This is a genomic window from Variovorax sp. MPBD4-3, from assembly GCF_058809745.1.
On record NZ_JBXASW010000024.1, the window covers coordinates 48,913 to 66,558 of the forward strand.

At 69.7% G+C, this 17,646-nt stretch carries 8 protein-coding genes; all 8 read left to right on the forward strand.

The annotated features are described in order from the left end of the window. Positions 1–61 precede the first annotated feature (61 nt). The 8 genes from AC1RVW_RS16155 to AC1RVW_RS16190 all read left to right on the forward strand — a co-directional run bounded on the left by AC1RVW_RS16155 (position 62) and on the right by AC1RVW_RS16190 (position 17,635). On the forward strand, positions 62–508 hold the full coding sequence (locus tag AC1RVW_RS16155; RefSeq protein ID WP_106937757.1) for an SRPBCC family protein: 447 nt from the start codon (positions 62–64) through the stop codon (positions 506–508). A gap of 99 nt (positions 509–607) precedes the next feature. Next, positions 608–3,025: a penicillin acylase family protein gene (locus AC1RVW_RS16160; RefSeq protein WP_493201073.1), complete on the forward strand. Its 2,418-nt coding sequence runs from the start codon at positions 608–610 to the stop codon at positions 3,023–3,025. Between the two features lie 159 nt (positions 3,026–3,184). Then, complete coding sequence (locus AC1RVW_RS16165; RefSeq protein ID WP_493201075.1) at positions 3,185–3,712, forward strand: sigma-70 family RNA polymerase sigma factor; 528 nt, start codon at positions 3,185–3,187, stop codon at positions 3,710–3,712. Positions 3,713–3,745: 33 nt separating this feature from the next. After that, the gene (locus AC1RVW_RS16170; protein ID WP_106937755.1) at positions 3,746–3,994 is read left to right on the forward strand and encodes a FecR/PupR family sigma factor regulator; all 249 of its coding nucleotides are present in this window, start codon (positions 3,746–3,748) and stop codon (positions 3,992–3,994) included. Positions 3,995–4,196: 202 nt separating this feature from the next. Then, entirely contained in the window at positions 4,197–4,445 is a 249-nt protein-coding gene (locus AC1RVW_RS16175; protein WP_493201078.1) for an MbtH family protein, read from the forward strand. Positions 4,446–4,448: 3 nt separating this feature from the next. Continuing rightward, entirely contained in the window at positions 4,449–5,189 is a 741-nt protein-coding gene (locus AC1RVW_RS16180; protein WP_493201080.1) for a thioesterase II family protein, read from the forward strand. A gap of 63 nt (positions 5,190–5,252) precedes the next feature. Beyond that, positions 5,253–10,544 (forward strand): amino acid adenylation domain-containing protein, encoded by a 5,292-nt coding sequence (locus AC1RVW_RS16185; protein WP_493201092.1) that lies wholly within the window; start codon positions 5,253–5,255, stop codon positions 10,542–10,544. Next, positions 10,544–17,635, forward strand: coding sequence for an SDR family NAD(P)-dependent oxidoreductase (locus AC1RVW_RS16190; protein WP_493201081.1), 7,092 nt, complete (start codon positions 10,544–10,546; stop codon positions 17,633–17,635). The genes AC1RVW_RS16185 and AC1RVW_RS16190 overlap by 1 nt, the downstream gene beginning before the upstream one ends. The last annotated feature ends 11 nt before the right edge of the window (positions 17,636–17,646 follow it).

The following is a 17,646-nucleotide window of genomic DNA, read 5'->3' on the forward strand; positions in this document are numbered from 1 at the left end:
TTGAGGAGGCTCGGCCGACGTATCCATTGAGGGTCTTCCTCATTTTTCAGGAGCAACAACCATGGCCACCAATACCGTCCGTCTTCATCGCGTGCTGCGCACCTCGCCGGAGCGCCTTTACCGGGCCTTCGTGGAGCCTGGCGCGTTCGAACGCTGGCTGCCGCCGTTCGGATTCACCGGCAAGATCCACGCCATGGAGCCTGTGGTCGGGGGCGCCTGGCGCATGTCCTTCACCAACTTCGGCACCGGGCACAGCCATTCGTTCGGCGGGAAGTACCTGGAACTCGTCCCGCACAAGCGCATTGCCTACGACGCGACCTTCGACGATGCCAATCTTCCAGGCACCATGAAGACGACGGTGACGATGACTGCGGTGTCCTGCGGCACGGAACTATCGGTCGTGCAGGAAGGCATCCCCGACATGATTCCCGTGGAGATGTGCTACCTGGGCTGGCAAGAATCGCTCGTCGCCCTGGCGCAACTGGTGGAGCCGGACATCCCGGGCTGAGGACGCGGCCGCTCGTGTTTCACCGCTCTGTGTAAACAACGGGCGCGCCGAACCGTCTGTGCAGGAAGCGGCGTTGTGCTGGCGTCGCGGCATCCATTCATGCCACCAGCGAACGACGACGTGGACCTACTCTCTTTTTTTCGCGTGCCCGCGCGGGGCCTGTGCGTGGCCGCCCTGGGAATCTTCTTTGCCGTCTTCGGTGCCGCCCCGGCGTCGGCTCGCGGCGGGGCATCAACCGACTCCATAGAGATCCGGCGCACCACCGACGGCATTCCGCATGTGCGCGCCGGCAGCTGGCGCGGGCTGGGCCTCGGCTACGGGCAGGCGCAGGCCGAAGACGCGTTGTGCACGCTCGCCGAGGCTTTCGTCACTTACGGCGGGCAGCGATCGCTGTACTTTGGCGCCGAGGGAAAGCCCCGGACGCGCTCGACGTTCGGCGAGGCCGCCAATCTCGACCTGGATTTCTTCTTCAGGGCATTCGCAGGTGCCGAGGCGGTCGAGGCGCTCAAGCGTGAACAGCCGGCCGACCTCAACGAACTCATTGCCGGCTACGCGCAGGGCTACAACCGCCATCTGCGCACGCTGCAGGCACGCAAGCCCGGACGCGGCGCGCCGTCGCATGCGTGTGCCGGCGCGCCGTGGGTGCGAGCCATCGGGCCCGAGGATGTCTACCGCCGCATGATCGCCGCCGGACTGGCCGGTGGATATACCCGCTTCGTTTCGGAGATCGTGAATGCCAAGCCCGCGGCCGCCGCGCCGCCCGTGCCGGCGGACAAGCTATCGCTGTCTTCGCGGCTCGACATCCCGGTGGGCGACGCGCGCGGCATCGGCAGCAACGTGCTCGCATTCGGCCAGGCGGCGACCGGTGAGCGCGGCGGCGTGCTGTTCGGCAATCCGCACTGGTACTGGGGCGGGCCCGACCGCTTCCATCAGGCGCACCTCACGCTGCCGGGCAAGCTCGACGTGGCGGGCGTGTCCTTCCTCGGCATTCCGGTCATCATGATCGGCTTCAACAACGACGTGGCCTGGAGCCACACGGTCTCCGCCGCGCGACGCTTCGGACTGTTCGACCTGACGCTGGATCCGGCCGACCCCACGCGCTACATGGTCGACGGCCGCTCCGAACCCATGCAGGCCCAGACGCTTGCCGTGGCGGTGCGCCGTCCCGACGGCTCGGTGGACCTGGTGCGCCGCACGCTCTATCGCACGCGCTTCGGCCCGGTGGTCGACCTGGGGGCGCGCAACCCGGCGCTGGCATGGGGCGCGCGCAAGGCGCTCGCGATGCGCGACATCAATGCCGACAACCTGCGCATCTTCCGCAACTTCTTCCGCTGGAACCAGGCGCGCTCGCTCGAAGAGTTCATGGCCATCCAGCGGGAAGAGACGGCCATGCCATGGGTCAACACGGCGGCCATCGGGCGCGGCGACGGTCGGGCCTGGTATGCCGACATCGGGGCGGTACCCGGCGTGCCCGACGACCTTCGCGCGGCCTGCGCGACGCCGCTGTCGAAGGCGCTTGCCGCGCTCGACCCCGCCATGCCGGTGCTCGATGGCAGCCGGTCGGCCTGCGAATGGCGGTCCGCGAAGAACGGGGTGCAGCCCGGCGCCATGGCCGCCGACCGCATGCCCAGCCTGCTGCGCGAGGACTACGTCGCCAACATGAACGACAGCTACTGGCTCACAAACCCGGCGTGGCCGTTGTCGGGGTTCGCATCGATCCTCGGAGGCGAAGGCCAGCCGCTGACGATGCGGGGGTGGGAAGGGCATCGCATCGCGAGTGAACTCGCCAGTGCCGGCGCGACCTCGGCCAACGCGTTGGCGGACCGCGTCATGCGCAAGGCATTGGAGGCCCGCGCATCGACCGCGGACCGGTTCAAGGCAGCGCTGCTCGGCGGCGCCTGTGCGAAAGACCAGGCGGATATCCGGCGGGCGTGCGACGTGCTGCGGCGCTGGCCCAATCGCGCCGATGCGAACGACCGGGGCGCGCTGCTCTGGGATGCCTTCTGGACCCGGGTCCAGGAAATCCCGGCCAATGAGCTCTATGCGCAGCCGTTCTCGGCATCGGCGCCGCTGCAGACACCGTCGGCGATTCAAGCGGCGGACCCGCGCGTGGCCTCCGCGCTGGCTGGCGCGGTGCAGGACATGGCGCGCAAGGGCTGGGCGCTGGATGCGCCGCTGGGCCAGCAGCGCTTCGCCCGCAGCGACGGCAGGAAGCTACCCCTCTTCGGCGGCTGCGACGCGGAAGGCTACTTCACGGTCGCTTGCGCCAACGACGGCGACTACGCCATGGACGATCGCTCGCATGGCAACACCTACCTCCAGGTCGTGTACTTCGACCGACGCGGTGTGCAGGCGCGCACGCTGCTTGCACACGGTGAACGCGAAACCGCAGTGACCGGCGGCAGCGGACTGGGACCGGTGGCGCGCTATGCGCGCAAGGACTGGCTGCGCTTTCCGTTCCGCGAGGAAGACATCGCGCGCGATCCACAACTGCGGCGCGTGACAGTGCGTCCCTGAGTCGGCGCCGGCGCAATCGTCCGCCTGTCTCGCTTTGGGCGGTTCAAACGTCTTTAGGTTAAGAGACAGGGAGCAGCCCGGAAATCCGGGCCTTCTTCCGTCACAAGATAGTAATAGTTCTCATTTGTATTGTCTACAGTGAATACTTCAGGAGTACCCATGGACATGCCGCTGCAGCCAGCCGAACTCACGTTGGCGGAAGTCTTCGTCGCCAACCGCGCTCAGCTCCAGCGCGTCGCGCAAAAAATCGTCCGCACGTCGGACCTGGCCGACGAAGTGCTGCAGGACGCCTATCTCAAGCTGGCCGACGGCGCCCTGCGCGAGGTGCGCAAGCCGCTCGGCTACTGCTGCCAGGTGGTGCGCAACGTGGCCTTCGACTACCACCGCCATCATTCCGTCGAAGCCAGCTACCGCACCTACTGCGAGGACGTGGAGCTTGTCAGCCCCCCGAGCAACGACGCGCCCGAGCGCCTGCTGGACGGGCGCCAGGCGCTGGCCGCGATCGACCGCGTGCTCGACGCGCTGCCCGCGCGCACCCGCCTGGCCTTCGAGCTCAACCGCCTGAGCGGCATGACTCAACGGGAGATCGGCGTGCGGCTCGGCTGCTCCGCCACGCTCGTGAACTTCATGATCAAGGACGCCGACGCGGCCCTCGAAAGCTGCCGGTACCTGGTGCAGGGCGGCTGACCCCGCATCGCCCATCGGCGATACGATGCGCCGATGACAAAGGACAAGGATCACGACCCGGTCTGGCAGGCCGCATGGACCTGGGTGCGTCGCCAGCACGAGCAGCGCGGCAGCCTCGACGGCGCGACGCGCGACGAGTTCATGCAGTGGCTCGCCGCTGATCCCCTTCACCGCAAGACCCATGAGGAGGCGGCCCGCCTCTGGCTGCTCGTGGGCCTGGTGCCGCCCGCCAACGACGTCCCTCCACCGGACCATTCACCCGACGGCATCGCCGGCCGCTAGCCGCGGCCGCTGACCTCCGCATTCCCGTTTGCGCCCGATTTCCAGCGGCCATGCCGCGGCGCAGCCGTGCCCGCGCATGCCGCTGCGGGAAATGGGTTCACACCCCCTAAACACCCGGCCTCCCGCCCCGTCATGTATCGCAAAGGGAAGGGGTGTGCACCGCCTCTTGCCTGTCGTCTCAACAACCCCAAGAGGACCGCACATGTCTACCAGCTGCTTCGACCGCGAAGACGAAACCTTCATCGTCCTGGTCAACCACGAAGAGCAATATTCAATCTGGCCGCAATGGAAGGCCGTGCCCGGTGGATGGAAGGCTGTCGACGGCGTGCAGGGCGACAAGAAGACCGTGCTCGATTACGTCGAGAAAATCTGGACCGACATGCGTCCGAAGTCTCTGCGCGACTGGATGGCGCAGCAGGACAGCAGCAAGAGCGCATCGGCCGCCGCCTGACGAATGCAGGCGCCCCTTTCCCTGCTGTGCCTGCCCTGTGCGGGCGCCAGCGCCACCATGTACCTGCGCTGGCGCCGCCTGCTGCCGCGCTGGATCGAGGTCGTGCCGGTCGAGCTGCCCGGTCGTGGCCAGCGCCTGGGCGAGGATTTCGTCGAAGATTTCGATTCTTTGGTCGCGCGGCTGTGCGCCGAGCAGGACGCCGCGCTGCGCGGAAATTTCGCGCTCTTCGGCCACAGCATGGGCGCCTTGCTGGCCTGGGGCATTGCACAGCGCCTTCGCGCCAGCGGCCGGGCGCTGCCGCGGGCGCTGCTCGTGTCGGGCAGCGCCGCGCCTTCGCAGCGCGATCCGGACCGTTTCGTCGACATGGACGATGACGATACCCTCATCGGTGATCTGCGCAAGCAGGGCGGAACGCCGGAGGAGCTCTTCACCAGCCCCGAACTGCTGCGCATGACGCTCGACACGCTCGCCGCCGACTATCGCGTGTGCCGGAGCTTCGAACACCCCGGCAACGCGCCGCTGCCCGTTCCGCTGCATGCCTTCGCCGGCCGGCGGGACGACGTCGAGCCCTGGCGCATGGAAGCCTGGCGCGGCGAGACCGCCTGCCCCGGTTTCACGCTGGACTGGTTCGAGGGCGGCCATTTCTTCATCCGGCAGCACGAGACACCGGTGCTCGCCGTACTGGCGCAGCGCCTGGCCCAGTCCGCGACGGGAGGCGTCCATGCGCCCCGTGCCTTGGCCTGAGCCGCCGTCGCCGGGTCCCGCCGTCCTGCCGGCCCGGCAAATCAAGGAACCGATGTGAATCCGATGCACCCCGTGGATTTCGTGAGCCACCTGCGCGACCTGGCTGCACGACGGCCCGACGACACCGCGCTCATCGCCGTGACCGACCGCGACGGCGCCGCCCTGGACACACCCATCTCCTATCGCCGGCTCGACACGCGCGTGCGCGGTCTCGCGGCGTATCTGCAACAGAACTTCGGCCGCGGCGAACGCGCGCTGATCATGCTGGACAACGGCGACGACTACGTCGTGAGCTTCTTCGCCTGCCTCTATGCCGGTCTCATCGCCGTGCCCGTGTTTCCGCCGGAATCCACGCGCAAACGGCATCTCGGCAAGCTCGAAGGCATCGCGGCCGACGCCGGCGCCTGCTGCGTGCTGACCCACGCCACCATCCAAGCGGCGATCGCCGGCGTGGGCGGGGCCTTCGTCGACGTGCCGCTGATCCCCGTGGACGGGATCGGTGCCGAAGACGCCGAACGCTGGACGCCGCATACCCCCTCTGCCACTGACATCGCCTTCCTGCAATACACCTCCGGCTCCACCTCGGCGCCCAAGGGCGTCATGGTCACGCATGCCAACCTCATGGCGAACATGCGTGCGATCGAAGAAGGGCTCTCGGTCGGACCCGACGACATCTTCGCGACCTGGCTGCCGCTGAACCACGACATGGGGCTGATCGGCGGCCTGCTGCAGCCGCTGCATCGCGGCATTCCCGTCGCGCTGATGTCGCCACGCTATTTCCTGGAGCGGCCCGTGCGCTGGCTCGAAGCCATCTCGCGCCACCGCGCGACCATCAGCGGCGGCCCCGACTTCGCCTATCGCCTGTGCCTCGACCGCGTGTCCGAAGCGCAGTTGCAGAAGCTCGACCTGTCGAGCTGGGGCCTGGCGTTTTCCGGTGCCGAGCCCGTGCGCGCCGACACGCTGCGCGAGTTCAGGAAGCAGTTCGCACCCGCGGGTTTTGCCGCCGGCGCGGTGTACCCCTGCTATGGCCTGGCCGAGTCCACGCTGTTTGTGACGGGCGGCGAGCGCGGCGCCGGCATGGTGGCGCGCGACTTCTCCAGCAGCGGCTTGGCCCGCGGCATCGTCGAAACCGGTACCGAAGAAAGTGCCACCCTCGTCGGCTGCGGCCGCACCGTGACGGGCCATGCCGTGCGCATGGTCGATCCCGTCACGCTGGCGGTGCGCGATGCGGGCCATGTCGGCGAAATCTGGGCCAGCGGCCCCAGCATCGGCAGCGGCTACTGGAACAAGCCGCAGGCGTCGCGGGAGACCTTCGTCGCACACGACGGCGCGATCTGGCTGCGCACCGGCGACCTCGGCTTCCTGCACGACGGCCAGCTCTACGTGGCGGGGCGCATCAAGGACATGATCATCGTGCGCGGCCACAACCTGTACCCGCAGGACATCGAGCGCATGATCGAACTCAAGGTCGACATCGTGCGCAAGGGCCGTGTGGCGGCCTTCGCCGTCGACGGCCCCGAGGGGGAAGGCATCGGGCTGGCCGCCGAGGTATCGCGCAGCACGCAGAAGCTGGTGAAGCCCGAAGCACTGGTCGAGACGCTTAGCGCCGCGGTGAGCGAGCAGTTCGGCGAGCCGCTGTCCGTCGTCATGCTGCTGAACCCCGGCGGCATGCCCAAGACCACGAGCGGCAAGCTGCAGCGCGGTGCCTGCCGCCAGGGCTGGATCGACCGCACGGCCGATGCCTATGCGATGTATGCGCACGGTGCGTTCGTTCTCGGCGGTTCCGCCGCGGCGCCCGCACCCGCCATCGAGCGGCCGCTCGATGACGTGGAGCAGGCCGTCGCCGCGATCTGGAGCGAAGTGCTGCGCCGCGACGCACAGACCGCGCTGCCGCGCGACACGCACTTCTTCATCCACGGAGGCAACTCGCTCGCCGCGACGCAGGTGGCGGCCCGCATCGCCGATCGATGGGAGATCGAGTTTCCGGTGCGCGCGCTGTTCGAGCGGCCGCGCCTCGGCGCGCTGGCTGCGGAAGTGCGCCGCCTGCTCGCCATCGGCCTGCGCAAGCCGCGCAGCGTGATCCCCGTGGTGCCGGCCGAGCATCGTGCGAAGCCGCTCGCGCTGTCGCACGCGCAGGAGCGCCAGTGGTTCCTGTGGCAGCTCGACCCGAAAAGCACCGCCTACCACGTGAGCGTGGCGCTGGATCTGGCCGGCGTCCTGGACGCCGATGCGCTGGACGCGGCGCTCGGCGACCTGGTCGATCGCCACGAGAGCCTGCGCACCGTGTTTCGCGCGGCGGCGGACGGCACGGTTGCCCAGGTCATTGCGCCGGCGCTGCGGCTCGCGCTGCGGCGTATCGACCTGGGCGCATGGCCCGCCGAAGCGCGGGAGGCCGCTGCCGCCGAGCATGCCAGCCAGTGCCACGCCGAGCCCTTCGACCTCGGTGAAGGCCCGCTGCTGCGCGCGGCGCTGATCCGCATCGACGAAGCCCGGCACCTGCTGGTCGTCGTCATGCATCACATCGTGTCCGATGGCGCTTCGATGCAGGTGCTGGTCGAGGAACTCGGCGCCGCCTATGCCGCCCGTGCGAAAGGCGCGGCACCGCAGTTCAAGCCGCTGCCGGCCCAGTATGCCGACTACGCCCTCTGGCAGCGCGACTGGCTCGCCGCCGGCGAGGCCGAGCGCCAGCTCGCGTATTGGCGCGAACAGCTGGGCGCCGACCATCCCGTGCTTGCTCTGACCACGGACCATCCCCGGCATGCGGTCGCGGCCTACCGCGCGGCCGGTCATGCCTTCGAGTTCGACGCCGCGCTCACCCGGCGCCTGCGCGGCACCGCGCAGGCGCACGGCGCGACATTCTTCATGGCGCTGCTTGCCGGCTTCCAGGCGCTGCTGCACCGCTACACGGGCCAGCAGGACGTGCGTGTCGGCGTGCCGGTCGCCAACCGCCAGCGGCCGGAAACCGCCGGGCTGATCGGCTTCTTCGTCAATACCCAGGTGCTTCGCAGCACGTTGCAGGGCCGCATGAGCCTTGCCCAACTGCTGGCGCAGACACGGGAAGCCGCGCTCGGCGCGCAGGCGCACCAGGACCTGCCGTTCGAACAGATCGTCGAGGCCCTGCAGCCGCAGCGCAGCCTGAGCCACAGCCCCCTGTTTCAGGTGATGTTCAACCACCTGCGCGAAGACACGGGCATGCTGCGCTTGCTGCCCGGCCTGGAGGCGCGCGAGCACCGCATCGCCGACAGCGCCGCGCAGTTCGAACTCATGCTCGACATCCGCGAACATGCCGACGGAAGCACCGGTGCGGTGCTCACCTATGCGGCCGAACTGTTCGAGCCAACCACCATCGCGCGCATGGCCGCGCACTACCGCGCGCTGCTGGAAGCGCTGGCGGCCGATCCCGCGCAGGCGCTGGGCGACGTGCAGTGGCTCGATGCCACCGAGCGGCATCGGCTGCGCGAATGGTCGGCCGGCGAGCCGCAGGCGCCGCACGCGCAGCCCGTGCACCGCCTGTTCGAGGCGCAGGCGCGAGCCACTCCCGGGGCCATTGCCCTGATCGACGGCGACACCCAACTCAGCTACGCGGTTCTGAACGCGCGTGCCAACCGACTTGCGCACCGGCTGGTCCGCCAGGGGGTGGTGCCCGACCGCACTGTCGCGGTGGCCATCCAAGCACCGGCCGATCGCGTGACTGGCCTCCTCGGCGTGCTGAAGGCCGGAGGCACCTACCTGCCGCTGGACCCTTCGCATCCTCCGCAAAGGCTTGCGCAGTTGCTGGAAGACAGCGGCGCGCGCGTGCTGCTCACCGACAGCGCCAACGCCGATGTGCTCGATGCGGGCGGCATCGCCAGGGTCGTGCTCGATGAGGCGTCGGCCCAAGGCACCGAGCCGGCCGCCGATCCAGACATCGCGCTGCACGACGACCACCTCGCCTACGTCATCTACACCTCCGGCACCACGGGGCGGCCCAAGGGCGTGGCCGTGGCACACGGCGCGATGTCGATGCACGTTCAGGCAATGGCGCGGGCCTGCGGCATGCGCGCGGAAGACCGGTCGCTCCAGTTCGCGCTGCCGCATGTCGACGCATCCATCGAGCAATGCCTGCTGCCGCTGGTTGCGGGTGCGGCGCTCGTGGTGCAGCCGCAGTGGTGCTCTCTTGCCGGTGAACTCGACGCCCTGCTGCAGCGCCACCGCGTGAGCGTGGTCGACCTCCCGCCGGCCTATGCACGCCAACTGATGCAGGGCCAGGCACCGTTCGCGCATGCCGTGCGCCTTGCGCTCTTCGGCGGCGAGGCCTGGACCGGCGAAGACATCGCGCTGATCCGGCGCGTGCTGCGCCCGGGGCAGATCGTCAACGCCTACGGCCCGACCGAAGCCGTCATCACGCCCACCGCCTGGCACGGCACGGCGGATGACGCGGAGCAGGCGCCGCAGGGCTACGTGCCCATCGGCCGTCCCGTGGGCCGTCGCACCGCGCATGTGCTCGACGCGAACCTGCAGCCGCTTCCCCAGGGCGTTCCCGGCGAGCTGTACCTCGGCGGCGAAGGGCTGGCGCGCGGCTACCTCGGCCGCGCGGCCCTCACGGCCGAACGCTTCGTCGCCGATCCCTTCGATGCCGCGGGCGGCAGGCTCTACCGCACCGGCGACCTCGTGCGCTGGCGCGGCGACGGCCAGCTCGAATACCTGGGCCGTCTCGACCACCAGGTGAAGGTACGGGGCTTTCGCATCGAGCTTGCCGAAATCGAAGCGCGCCTGCGCGAGCACGCGGCGGTTCGCGAGGCATTGGTGCTCGTGCACGACGGCGCAGCCGGCGCCTCGCTGGTGGCCTATGTATCGCCCGCACCCGCCGCGCAGATCGACACAGCGGCGTTGCGGGAGCAACTGGGCCGCGTCCTGCCCGACTACATGGTGCCCTCGGCCTTCGTGGCGCTCGACAGCTTCCCGCTCACCGCCAGCGGCAAGGTCGACCGCCGCGCGCTGCCCGCACCCGCCTTGCCCGACCGCCAGGACTACGAGGCACCGCAGGGTGACATCGCCCAGGCGCTGGCCTCGATCTGGACCGAACAGCTCAAGGTCGAGAAGGTGGGCATGCACGACAACTTCTTCGATCTCGGCGGCAACTCGCTGCTGGTGATCCGCATGCACCGGCTGATGGAAGACCGGCTCAGTCCGGGCCTGACCGTGGTCGATCTCTTCAAGTTTCCCACCGTCGGCGCGCTGGCGCGCCGCATCGAGCAGGGACGTGGCGCGGCACAGGCCGCCCGCAATGACGACGGCGACAACGAGCAGGCGCGCGCCCAGCGCCAGCGTGCCGCCCTGCTGCAGCGCCGCCGTCCCACCGAAAGAAGCTTCTGATGCAAGACCAAGACACAGCGCCGTCCGGACTCACGGGCATCGAGATCGCCATCGTCGGCATGGCCGGGCGATTTCCGGGCGCGCCCGATGTCGACACCTTCTGGCGCAACATCCGCGACGGCGTCGAATCGGTCACCGTTTTCAGCGACGAGCAACTGCGCGCGCGCGGCGTGCCCGAGCGCACGCTGACCGACCCCGACTATGTGAAAGTCGGCGTGCTGTTCGAAGGCTTCGACCAGTTCGACGCCGGCTTCTTCGGCTATTCCCCGCGCGAAGCTGAGCACCTCGATCCGCAGCAGCGCATCTTCCTCGAATGCGCCTGGGAGGCGCTGGAACACGCGGGCTGGCAGGCCAGGAAGAACCCCGCGTCGGTCGGCGTCTACGCGGGCGACGGACCCAACCTCTACCTGATGCGGCACCTGCTGCCCGCCTTCGGCGTCGACGCCGGCACGGGCATCGCCGACATGCTGGGCCTGATGAGCGGCAACTCCGCCGGCTCGCTGTGCACGCGCGTGGCCTACAAGCTCGACCTGCGCGGCCCGGCCGTCAGCGTGCAGACCGAATGCTCGACGTCGCTGGTGGCGGTGCACATGGCCTGCCAGGCCCTGCTGAGCCACGACTGCGACATGGCGCTGGCCGGCGGCGTGTGGCTCAATCTGCTGCAGGAGGGCGGCTACCGGTACCAGAGCGGCGCCATCCTCTCGCCCGACGGCCACTGCCGCGCCTTCGACGCCAAGGCGGCGGGCACCGTCATCGGCAGCGGCGCGGGCATCGTCGTGCTCAAGCGGCTGCAGGAGGCGCTGCGCGACGGCGACACCATCCACGCAATCATCAAGGGCAGCGCCGCCAACAACGACGGTGCGGACAAGATCGGCTTCACCGCGCCCAGCGTGCAGGGGCAGGCCGGCGTGATCCGCGCGGCACAGATGATGGCCGACGTGCCCGCGCACACCATCGGCTATGTGGAAGCGCACGGCACCGGCACCACGCTCGGCGACCCGATCGAGATGGCCGCGCTGACGCAGGCCTTTGCGAGCGGCGGGGCGCCGGCTGGAGGCCGGTGCGCCATCGGCTCGGTCAAGACCAACATCGGCCACCTCGATGCGGCCGCCGGCGTGGCCGGGCTCATCAAGGCGACGATGGCGCTGCGGCACCGGACGCTGCCGCCCAGCCTGCATTTCGAGCAACCCAATCCGCAGATCGACTTTGAGAACAGCCCGTTCTATGTGAACACCGAGGCCCGGCCATGGCCCAAGGGCGATGCACCGCGCCGCGCGGGCGTCAGCGCCTTCGGCATCGGCGGCACCAATGTGCACGTCGTGCTCGAAGAGGCGCCAGAGGCGCCGGCCGTCGCCGCGTCGCCGCAAGGGCAGGGCGGCTGGCAGGTGCTGCCGCTGTCGGCCATGAGCGCCACCGCCGTGCGGCAGGCCGCGCAGCGGCTCGGCGCGCACCTCGCGGAACAGCCCCATGCCGCGTTGGCCGACGCCGCATACACGCTGCAGACTGGCCGCAGGCCCTTCGCCCATCGCTGCGCCGTGGTCGCCAACGAGTCGCAGGCCGCCGCGCGCATGCTCGCTTCGGGAGAAGGTGTCATCACGGCTTCCGCCCCGGTACCCGAGCAGCCGCCTGAAGTGGCCTTCCTGTTCCCCGGCGGCGGCACGCAGCACGCCAACATGGGCCTCGCGCTCTATCGCGACGATGCGCCGTTCCGCGAGGACATCGACCGCTGCTGCGAACTGCTGCGCCCCGAGCTCGTTCTCGACCTGCGCGAACTGCTGTTTACCGCGACGGAAGCGGAGGCCGGGGCCGACGCGCGCCTGTTCGACATCGCCTTCGCGCAGCCTGCTTTATTCGTCGTCGAATATGCAATGGCGCATTGGTGGATGCGGCGCGGCGTGCGCCCCACCGTGATGCTCGGCCACAGCCTCGGCGAATACGTGGCGGCCTGCCTGGCGGGCGTGTTCCGGCTGGAAGACGCGCTGCGCCTCGCCGCCCTGCGCGGTCGCCTGCTGCAATCCATGCCGCCCGGCGCGATGACGGCGGTGCCGCTGTCGCAGGCAGAACTCGCGCCTTTCCTGACCCACGGCTGCGACCTGGGAGCGGACAACGGCGAGCAGCTGTGCGTGATCTCCGGTCCGCTCGACGCCATCGAGGCCACCGAAGAGAAGCTGCGCGCACAGGGCCACCTGCCGCGGCGGCTGCACGTGTCCATCGCCTCGCATTCCTCGATGACGCAGCCGCTGCTCGCGCAACTGGAGCAGCTCATCGCTTCGGTGCCGCGGCAGGCGCCGAAGATTCCGTTCATCTCCAACGTCACCGGCCGGCTCATCACGGCCGAGCAGGCGGTCAGCCCGGCGTACTGGGCGCAGCACCTGCGCGGCACGGTGCAGTTCACCGCCGGACTGCGCACGCTCTTCGAGGTGCCGGGGCGGGTGGTGCTCGAAGTCGGCCCCGGCGAAACGCTCGCCGGCCTGGCGCGCCAGCACCCGATGGCCGCCTCGGCCGCCGCCGTGCAGGCCAGCCAGGCACATCCGCAGCAACGCACGCGCAACGCGCAGCAGATCGCCCATGCGCTCGCCAGCTTGTGGCTTGCGGGCGTGGACATCGACTGGGCCGCCTGCCATGCGGGACAGGCGCGGCGCCGCGTGCCGCTGCCGGCCTATCCGTTCCAGCGCCGCCGCTACTGGGTCGACGCGCCCGATGCCACGTCGGCGAAGTCCGCACGCAAGGCACCTTCGGATGCGTTCTACGTCCCTTCGTGGAAGCGGATCGAGCCGCTGCTGTCCGCCGCGCCCGGGAACACGGCCGATGCAGGCTGCGTGCTCGTGTTCGGCGATGGCCGCAGCCTCACCGGCCATCTCGCCCGGCATCTGCGTTCACTGGGCCATGCGGTGGTCGTCGCCCAGCGCGGCCCGGCCTTCGCGCGTACCGGCCGCGATGACTGGGCCCTGCGCCCCGGCGAGCGCGACGACCATGCGCAGCTGCTGCGCGAGGTCGAAGCCGACTTCCGCGCCGTCACGGCCATCCACCATCTGTGGTGCCTCGACGAAGTGCCGGCCTCGCAGCCGCAGCCCGAGCTGCTGGAGCGCAGCTTCTTCAGCCTGCTGGCGCTCGTGCAGGCGCTCGACACGCGCACCTCGGCTGCCTTGGCCGGCAAGCTGCCGATCACCGTCGTCGCCAACCAGATCGAAGATGTCACCGGCACCGAGCCGCTGTGTCCCGAGAAGGCCATGCTGCCGGGCATGGCCAAGGTGATCGGGCAGGAATGCCCGCGCATCCATTGCCGCGTGATCGACGTCATGCTGCCCGCGCCCGAGAGCGATGCCGAAACCCTGCTGGTCGAGCAGATCGCCGCGGAATCCGCCGCGCTGCGGGCCGAGCCCGGCGAGCCGCTGCTGGCCTATCGCGGTGCGCACCGCTGGGCGAAGGCTTACGAGCCCGCGCCGCTTCCAGCCACCGCGCAGCGCCTGCGCAAGCAGGGCGTGTACCTGATCACCGGCGGCCTCGGCGGCGTCGGCCTCGCCATTGCGAAGCATCTGGCACAGCGCTGGCAGGCCAGGCTGGTGCTGCTCGGCCGCACCGCGATGCCGGAGCGCGCGGCGTGGGCCTCGCTGGCCGAGGACGAAGCGCAGCCCTCCCCGTTGAAGAACAGGCTGCGCCAGTTGCTCGAACTCGAATCGTTGGGCGCCGAAGTGCTGACCGTCGAGGCCGATGTGTCCGACGCTGCCCAGTTGCGTGCCGCGCTCGAGCGGGCGGACGCGCGCTTCGGCGGGCTGCACGGCATCGTCCACGCGGCAGGCGACGCGGGCGGCGGCATGATGGCGCAGCGCACGCGCGCCCAGATCGACACCGTCTTCGCGACCAAGGTGCGCGGCACCCGCGTGCTGCTGGACGCGGTGCGCGGCCGCCCGCTCGACTTCGTGCAGTTCTGCTCTTCCATCTCCAGCGTGGCCGGCGGCCTGGGCATGAGCGACTACGCCGCGGCCAATGCGTACCTCGACGCCGTGGCCATCGCCCATGCGCGCGTCGGCAAGTTCCCGGTCTTCTCGGTCAACTGGGACGCCTGGCGCGGCTTGGGCATGGCCGAGCACATGGAGGTGCCCGACGGCATCGGCATGGACGGGCCGGAAGGCGCGCGCACCTTCGAGCGCATCGTCAACGGCCCGCTGCGGCCGCAGACCGTGATCTCGACCACCGACCTCGCCCAGCGCCTCGGCCCGCTGGACAACGGCATGCTCGACATGCTCGCCGCCGATGACGCGCAGCCCGCGGCGAGCGGCGGCAGCCATCCGCGCCCCGCGCTGCAGACGCCCTTCGTCGCGCCCGAAGGCGAACTCGCCAATGCCCTGGCCGCGCTGTGGACCGAGCGCCTGGGCATCGCGCCCATCGGCATGGACGACAACCTGTTCGAGCTGGGCGGCGATTCGCTGGTGGCCATCCAGCTGCTGTCGCGCGTACGCAAGGCCTACGCGGTCGAGCTGCATCCCAGCGAGTTCTTCAAGGCGCCGACCATCGCCGGACTGATCGCGCACATGCCGGCGAACGGCACGGCGACCCGGCCGACACAGGCCGCCGCGATGGAGATCGCGCCCATTCCGCGCACGGGTGCGCTGCCGCTGTCGCCCATGCAGCGCCGCCTCTGGCTCGTCGACCGGCTCACCGACGACCGCAATGTCACGGGCCGCGCGGCCTACAACATGTCGGCCGGACTGGCTCTGCACGGCGAACTGAACGTCGATGTGCTGCGCGCGGCCATCGACGCCATCGTCGCGCGGCACGAGGTGCTGCGTACCGTGTTCGCCGAGGACGACGAGGGCGAACCGGTGTCGGTGATCGGTGCCGGCGCGCGCCTGGACATTCCGCTCGTCGATATCGACGAAGCCCACAAGGCCGCGCGCGAGCGCCGCTACGCGACCCTGTTCGACGAGCTCGTGCGCACGCCTTTTTCGCTGGCTGAAGGCCCGCTCATCAAGGCCACCATCGTGCGCATGGGCGAGCGCGAGCATGTGCTGGTGCTCGTGGTGCACCACATCGTCTTCGACGGCTGGTCGATCGCGGTGTTCGCGCGCGAGCTCGGCGAGTTCTACGAGCGGGCGCTGCGCGGGCAGCCGCTGGCGCTTGCGCCGCTGCCGGTGCAGTACGTGGACTACGCCGCGTGGTACGCCCGCACGCTCGCCTGCGAGACATTCGCGCCCAAGGCCGAGTTCTGGCGCACCTGCCTGCGCAACGCGCCGGAGGTCTCGACACTGCAGCCCGACCACCAGCGTCCGGGCACGGCCTCGCATGCGGGCGATTCGGTGGTGCTCGAACTTCCGCCGGCCTTGTCGCAGGCGCTGGCCGCGCTGGCGCGCGAATGCGACACCTCGCTGTTCACGCTGCTGCTGTCCTCCTTCTTCCTGTTCTTCCATCAGGCCTCGGGCGCGGACGACATCGTGATCGGTACCGACGTGGCTGGCCGCGGCCACCCGGACCTCGAACAGCTGCTCGGCTTCTTCGTCAACGTGGTGCCGTTGCGCTCGCGCCTCGACGACCGGCGGATGGACTTCCGGCAATGGCTTGCGCAAGCCAGGCAGCAGACGCTTGCCGCCATGGACCACCAGGACGTGCCCTTCGACCAGATCGTCGAGCTGTCGGGCGCACGGCGCGCGCGTGACCGCAACCCGCTGGTGCAGGTGCTCTTCGTCCTGCAGAACACGCCCGAGATCCGGTTCGCCATCGAAGGCGCCGAGGTCGAGGTGCTGCCCCAGCAGATGAACGAATCCAAGTTCGACCTGGCGGTGTTCGCCAGGGAACAGGCCGGCGCGCTCACCGTCGAGTGGGTGTACGCCACGGACCTGTACCGGCGGAAGACCGTCGAAGAGTTCACCGCTTCGTGGCATGCGCTGCTGGAGCGGATCGTCGCAACACCGGGCCAGGCTATCGAGGCACTGGCCCCCTCGCAAACGCAGGAGCGAATCAACATGAACACCGCGAAATCCACCGGCGCCGCCGGCAAGCTGGACAAGCTCGGCAAGTTGGACAAACTGGGCAAGGCAGGACCGGGCCGCGAAGCGACGCGCGCCGCAGCGCGCCCCGTCGTGCAGACCTCTTTCCTCCAGCCCGGCGCCGAATTCCCCATCGTGCTGCAGGCCACCACCGACGACCTCGACACCGTGGCCTGGGCCAGGAGCCAGGCCGACTACATCGAGATGCTGGTTGCAAGGCACGGCGGCATCCTGTTTCGCAACTTCGGCCTGAAGACACCGCAGGACTTCGAGGCCTTTGCCGAGGCCATCGAACCGGAGCTGTACGGCAGCTACGGCGACCTGCCCAAGAAGGAGGGCGGCAAGAAGACCTACCGCTCCACGCCGTACCCGGAGCGGCAGATGATCCTGTACCACAACGAAAGCTCGCACCTCGACCGCTGGCCGCGCAAGCAGTGGTTCTTCTGCGAGCTGCCCTCGCCCGTGGGCGGCGCCACGCCCATCGTCGACTGCCGCGAGATGCTGCGCCGCCTGCCCGCCGACATGGTGGCCGAGTTCGAGCGCAAGGAGCTGCTGTACGTGCGTACCTTCACGCCGGGCCTGGACGTGAGCTGGCGCGACTTCTACAAGACCGAGCGCCGCGAAGAGGTGGAGGCCCGCCTGGCCGCCGCCGGCATCGCCTGGCGCTGGCTCGACAACGACACGCTGCAGACGCGCACGCGCTGCCCGGCGGTGATCCGCCATCCGCTGACGGGCGAAAAGGTTTTCTTCAACCAGATCCAGCTGCACCACGTGGCCTGCCTGGAGGCTCAGGTGCGCGAGGACTTGCTCGCCATGGGCGGCATCGACCGCCTGCCGCGCCACGTGATGTACGGCGACGGCTCGCCCATCGCCGACGAAACCATGGCCATCGTCGGGCGGGTGTACGAGGAATGCGCCGTGCGCTTCGACTGGCAGCAGGGCGACATCGTCATGCTCGACAACATGCTCGCGGCCCATGCGCGCGACCCGTACGAGGGGCCGCGCAAGATCGTGGTGGCGATGGGCGCGATGTTCGACCGTGCCGCGCTCGAAGGCGCGCCGCAGGTCGCCGCCGATGCGCGCCTGGCCGACGAGCAGGGGGCCTGAACGCAATGAAC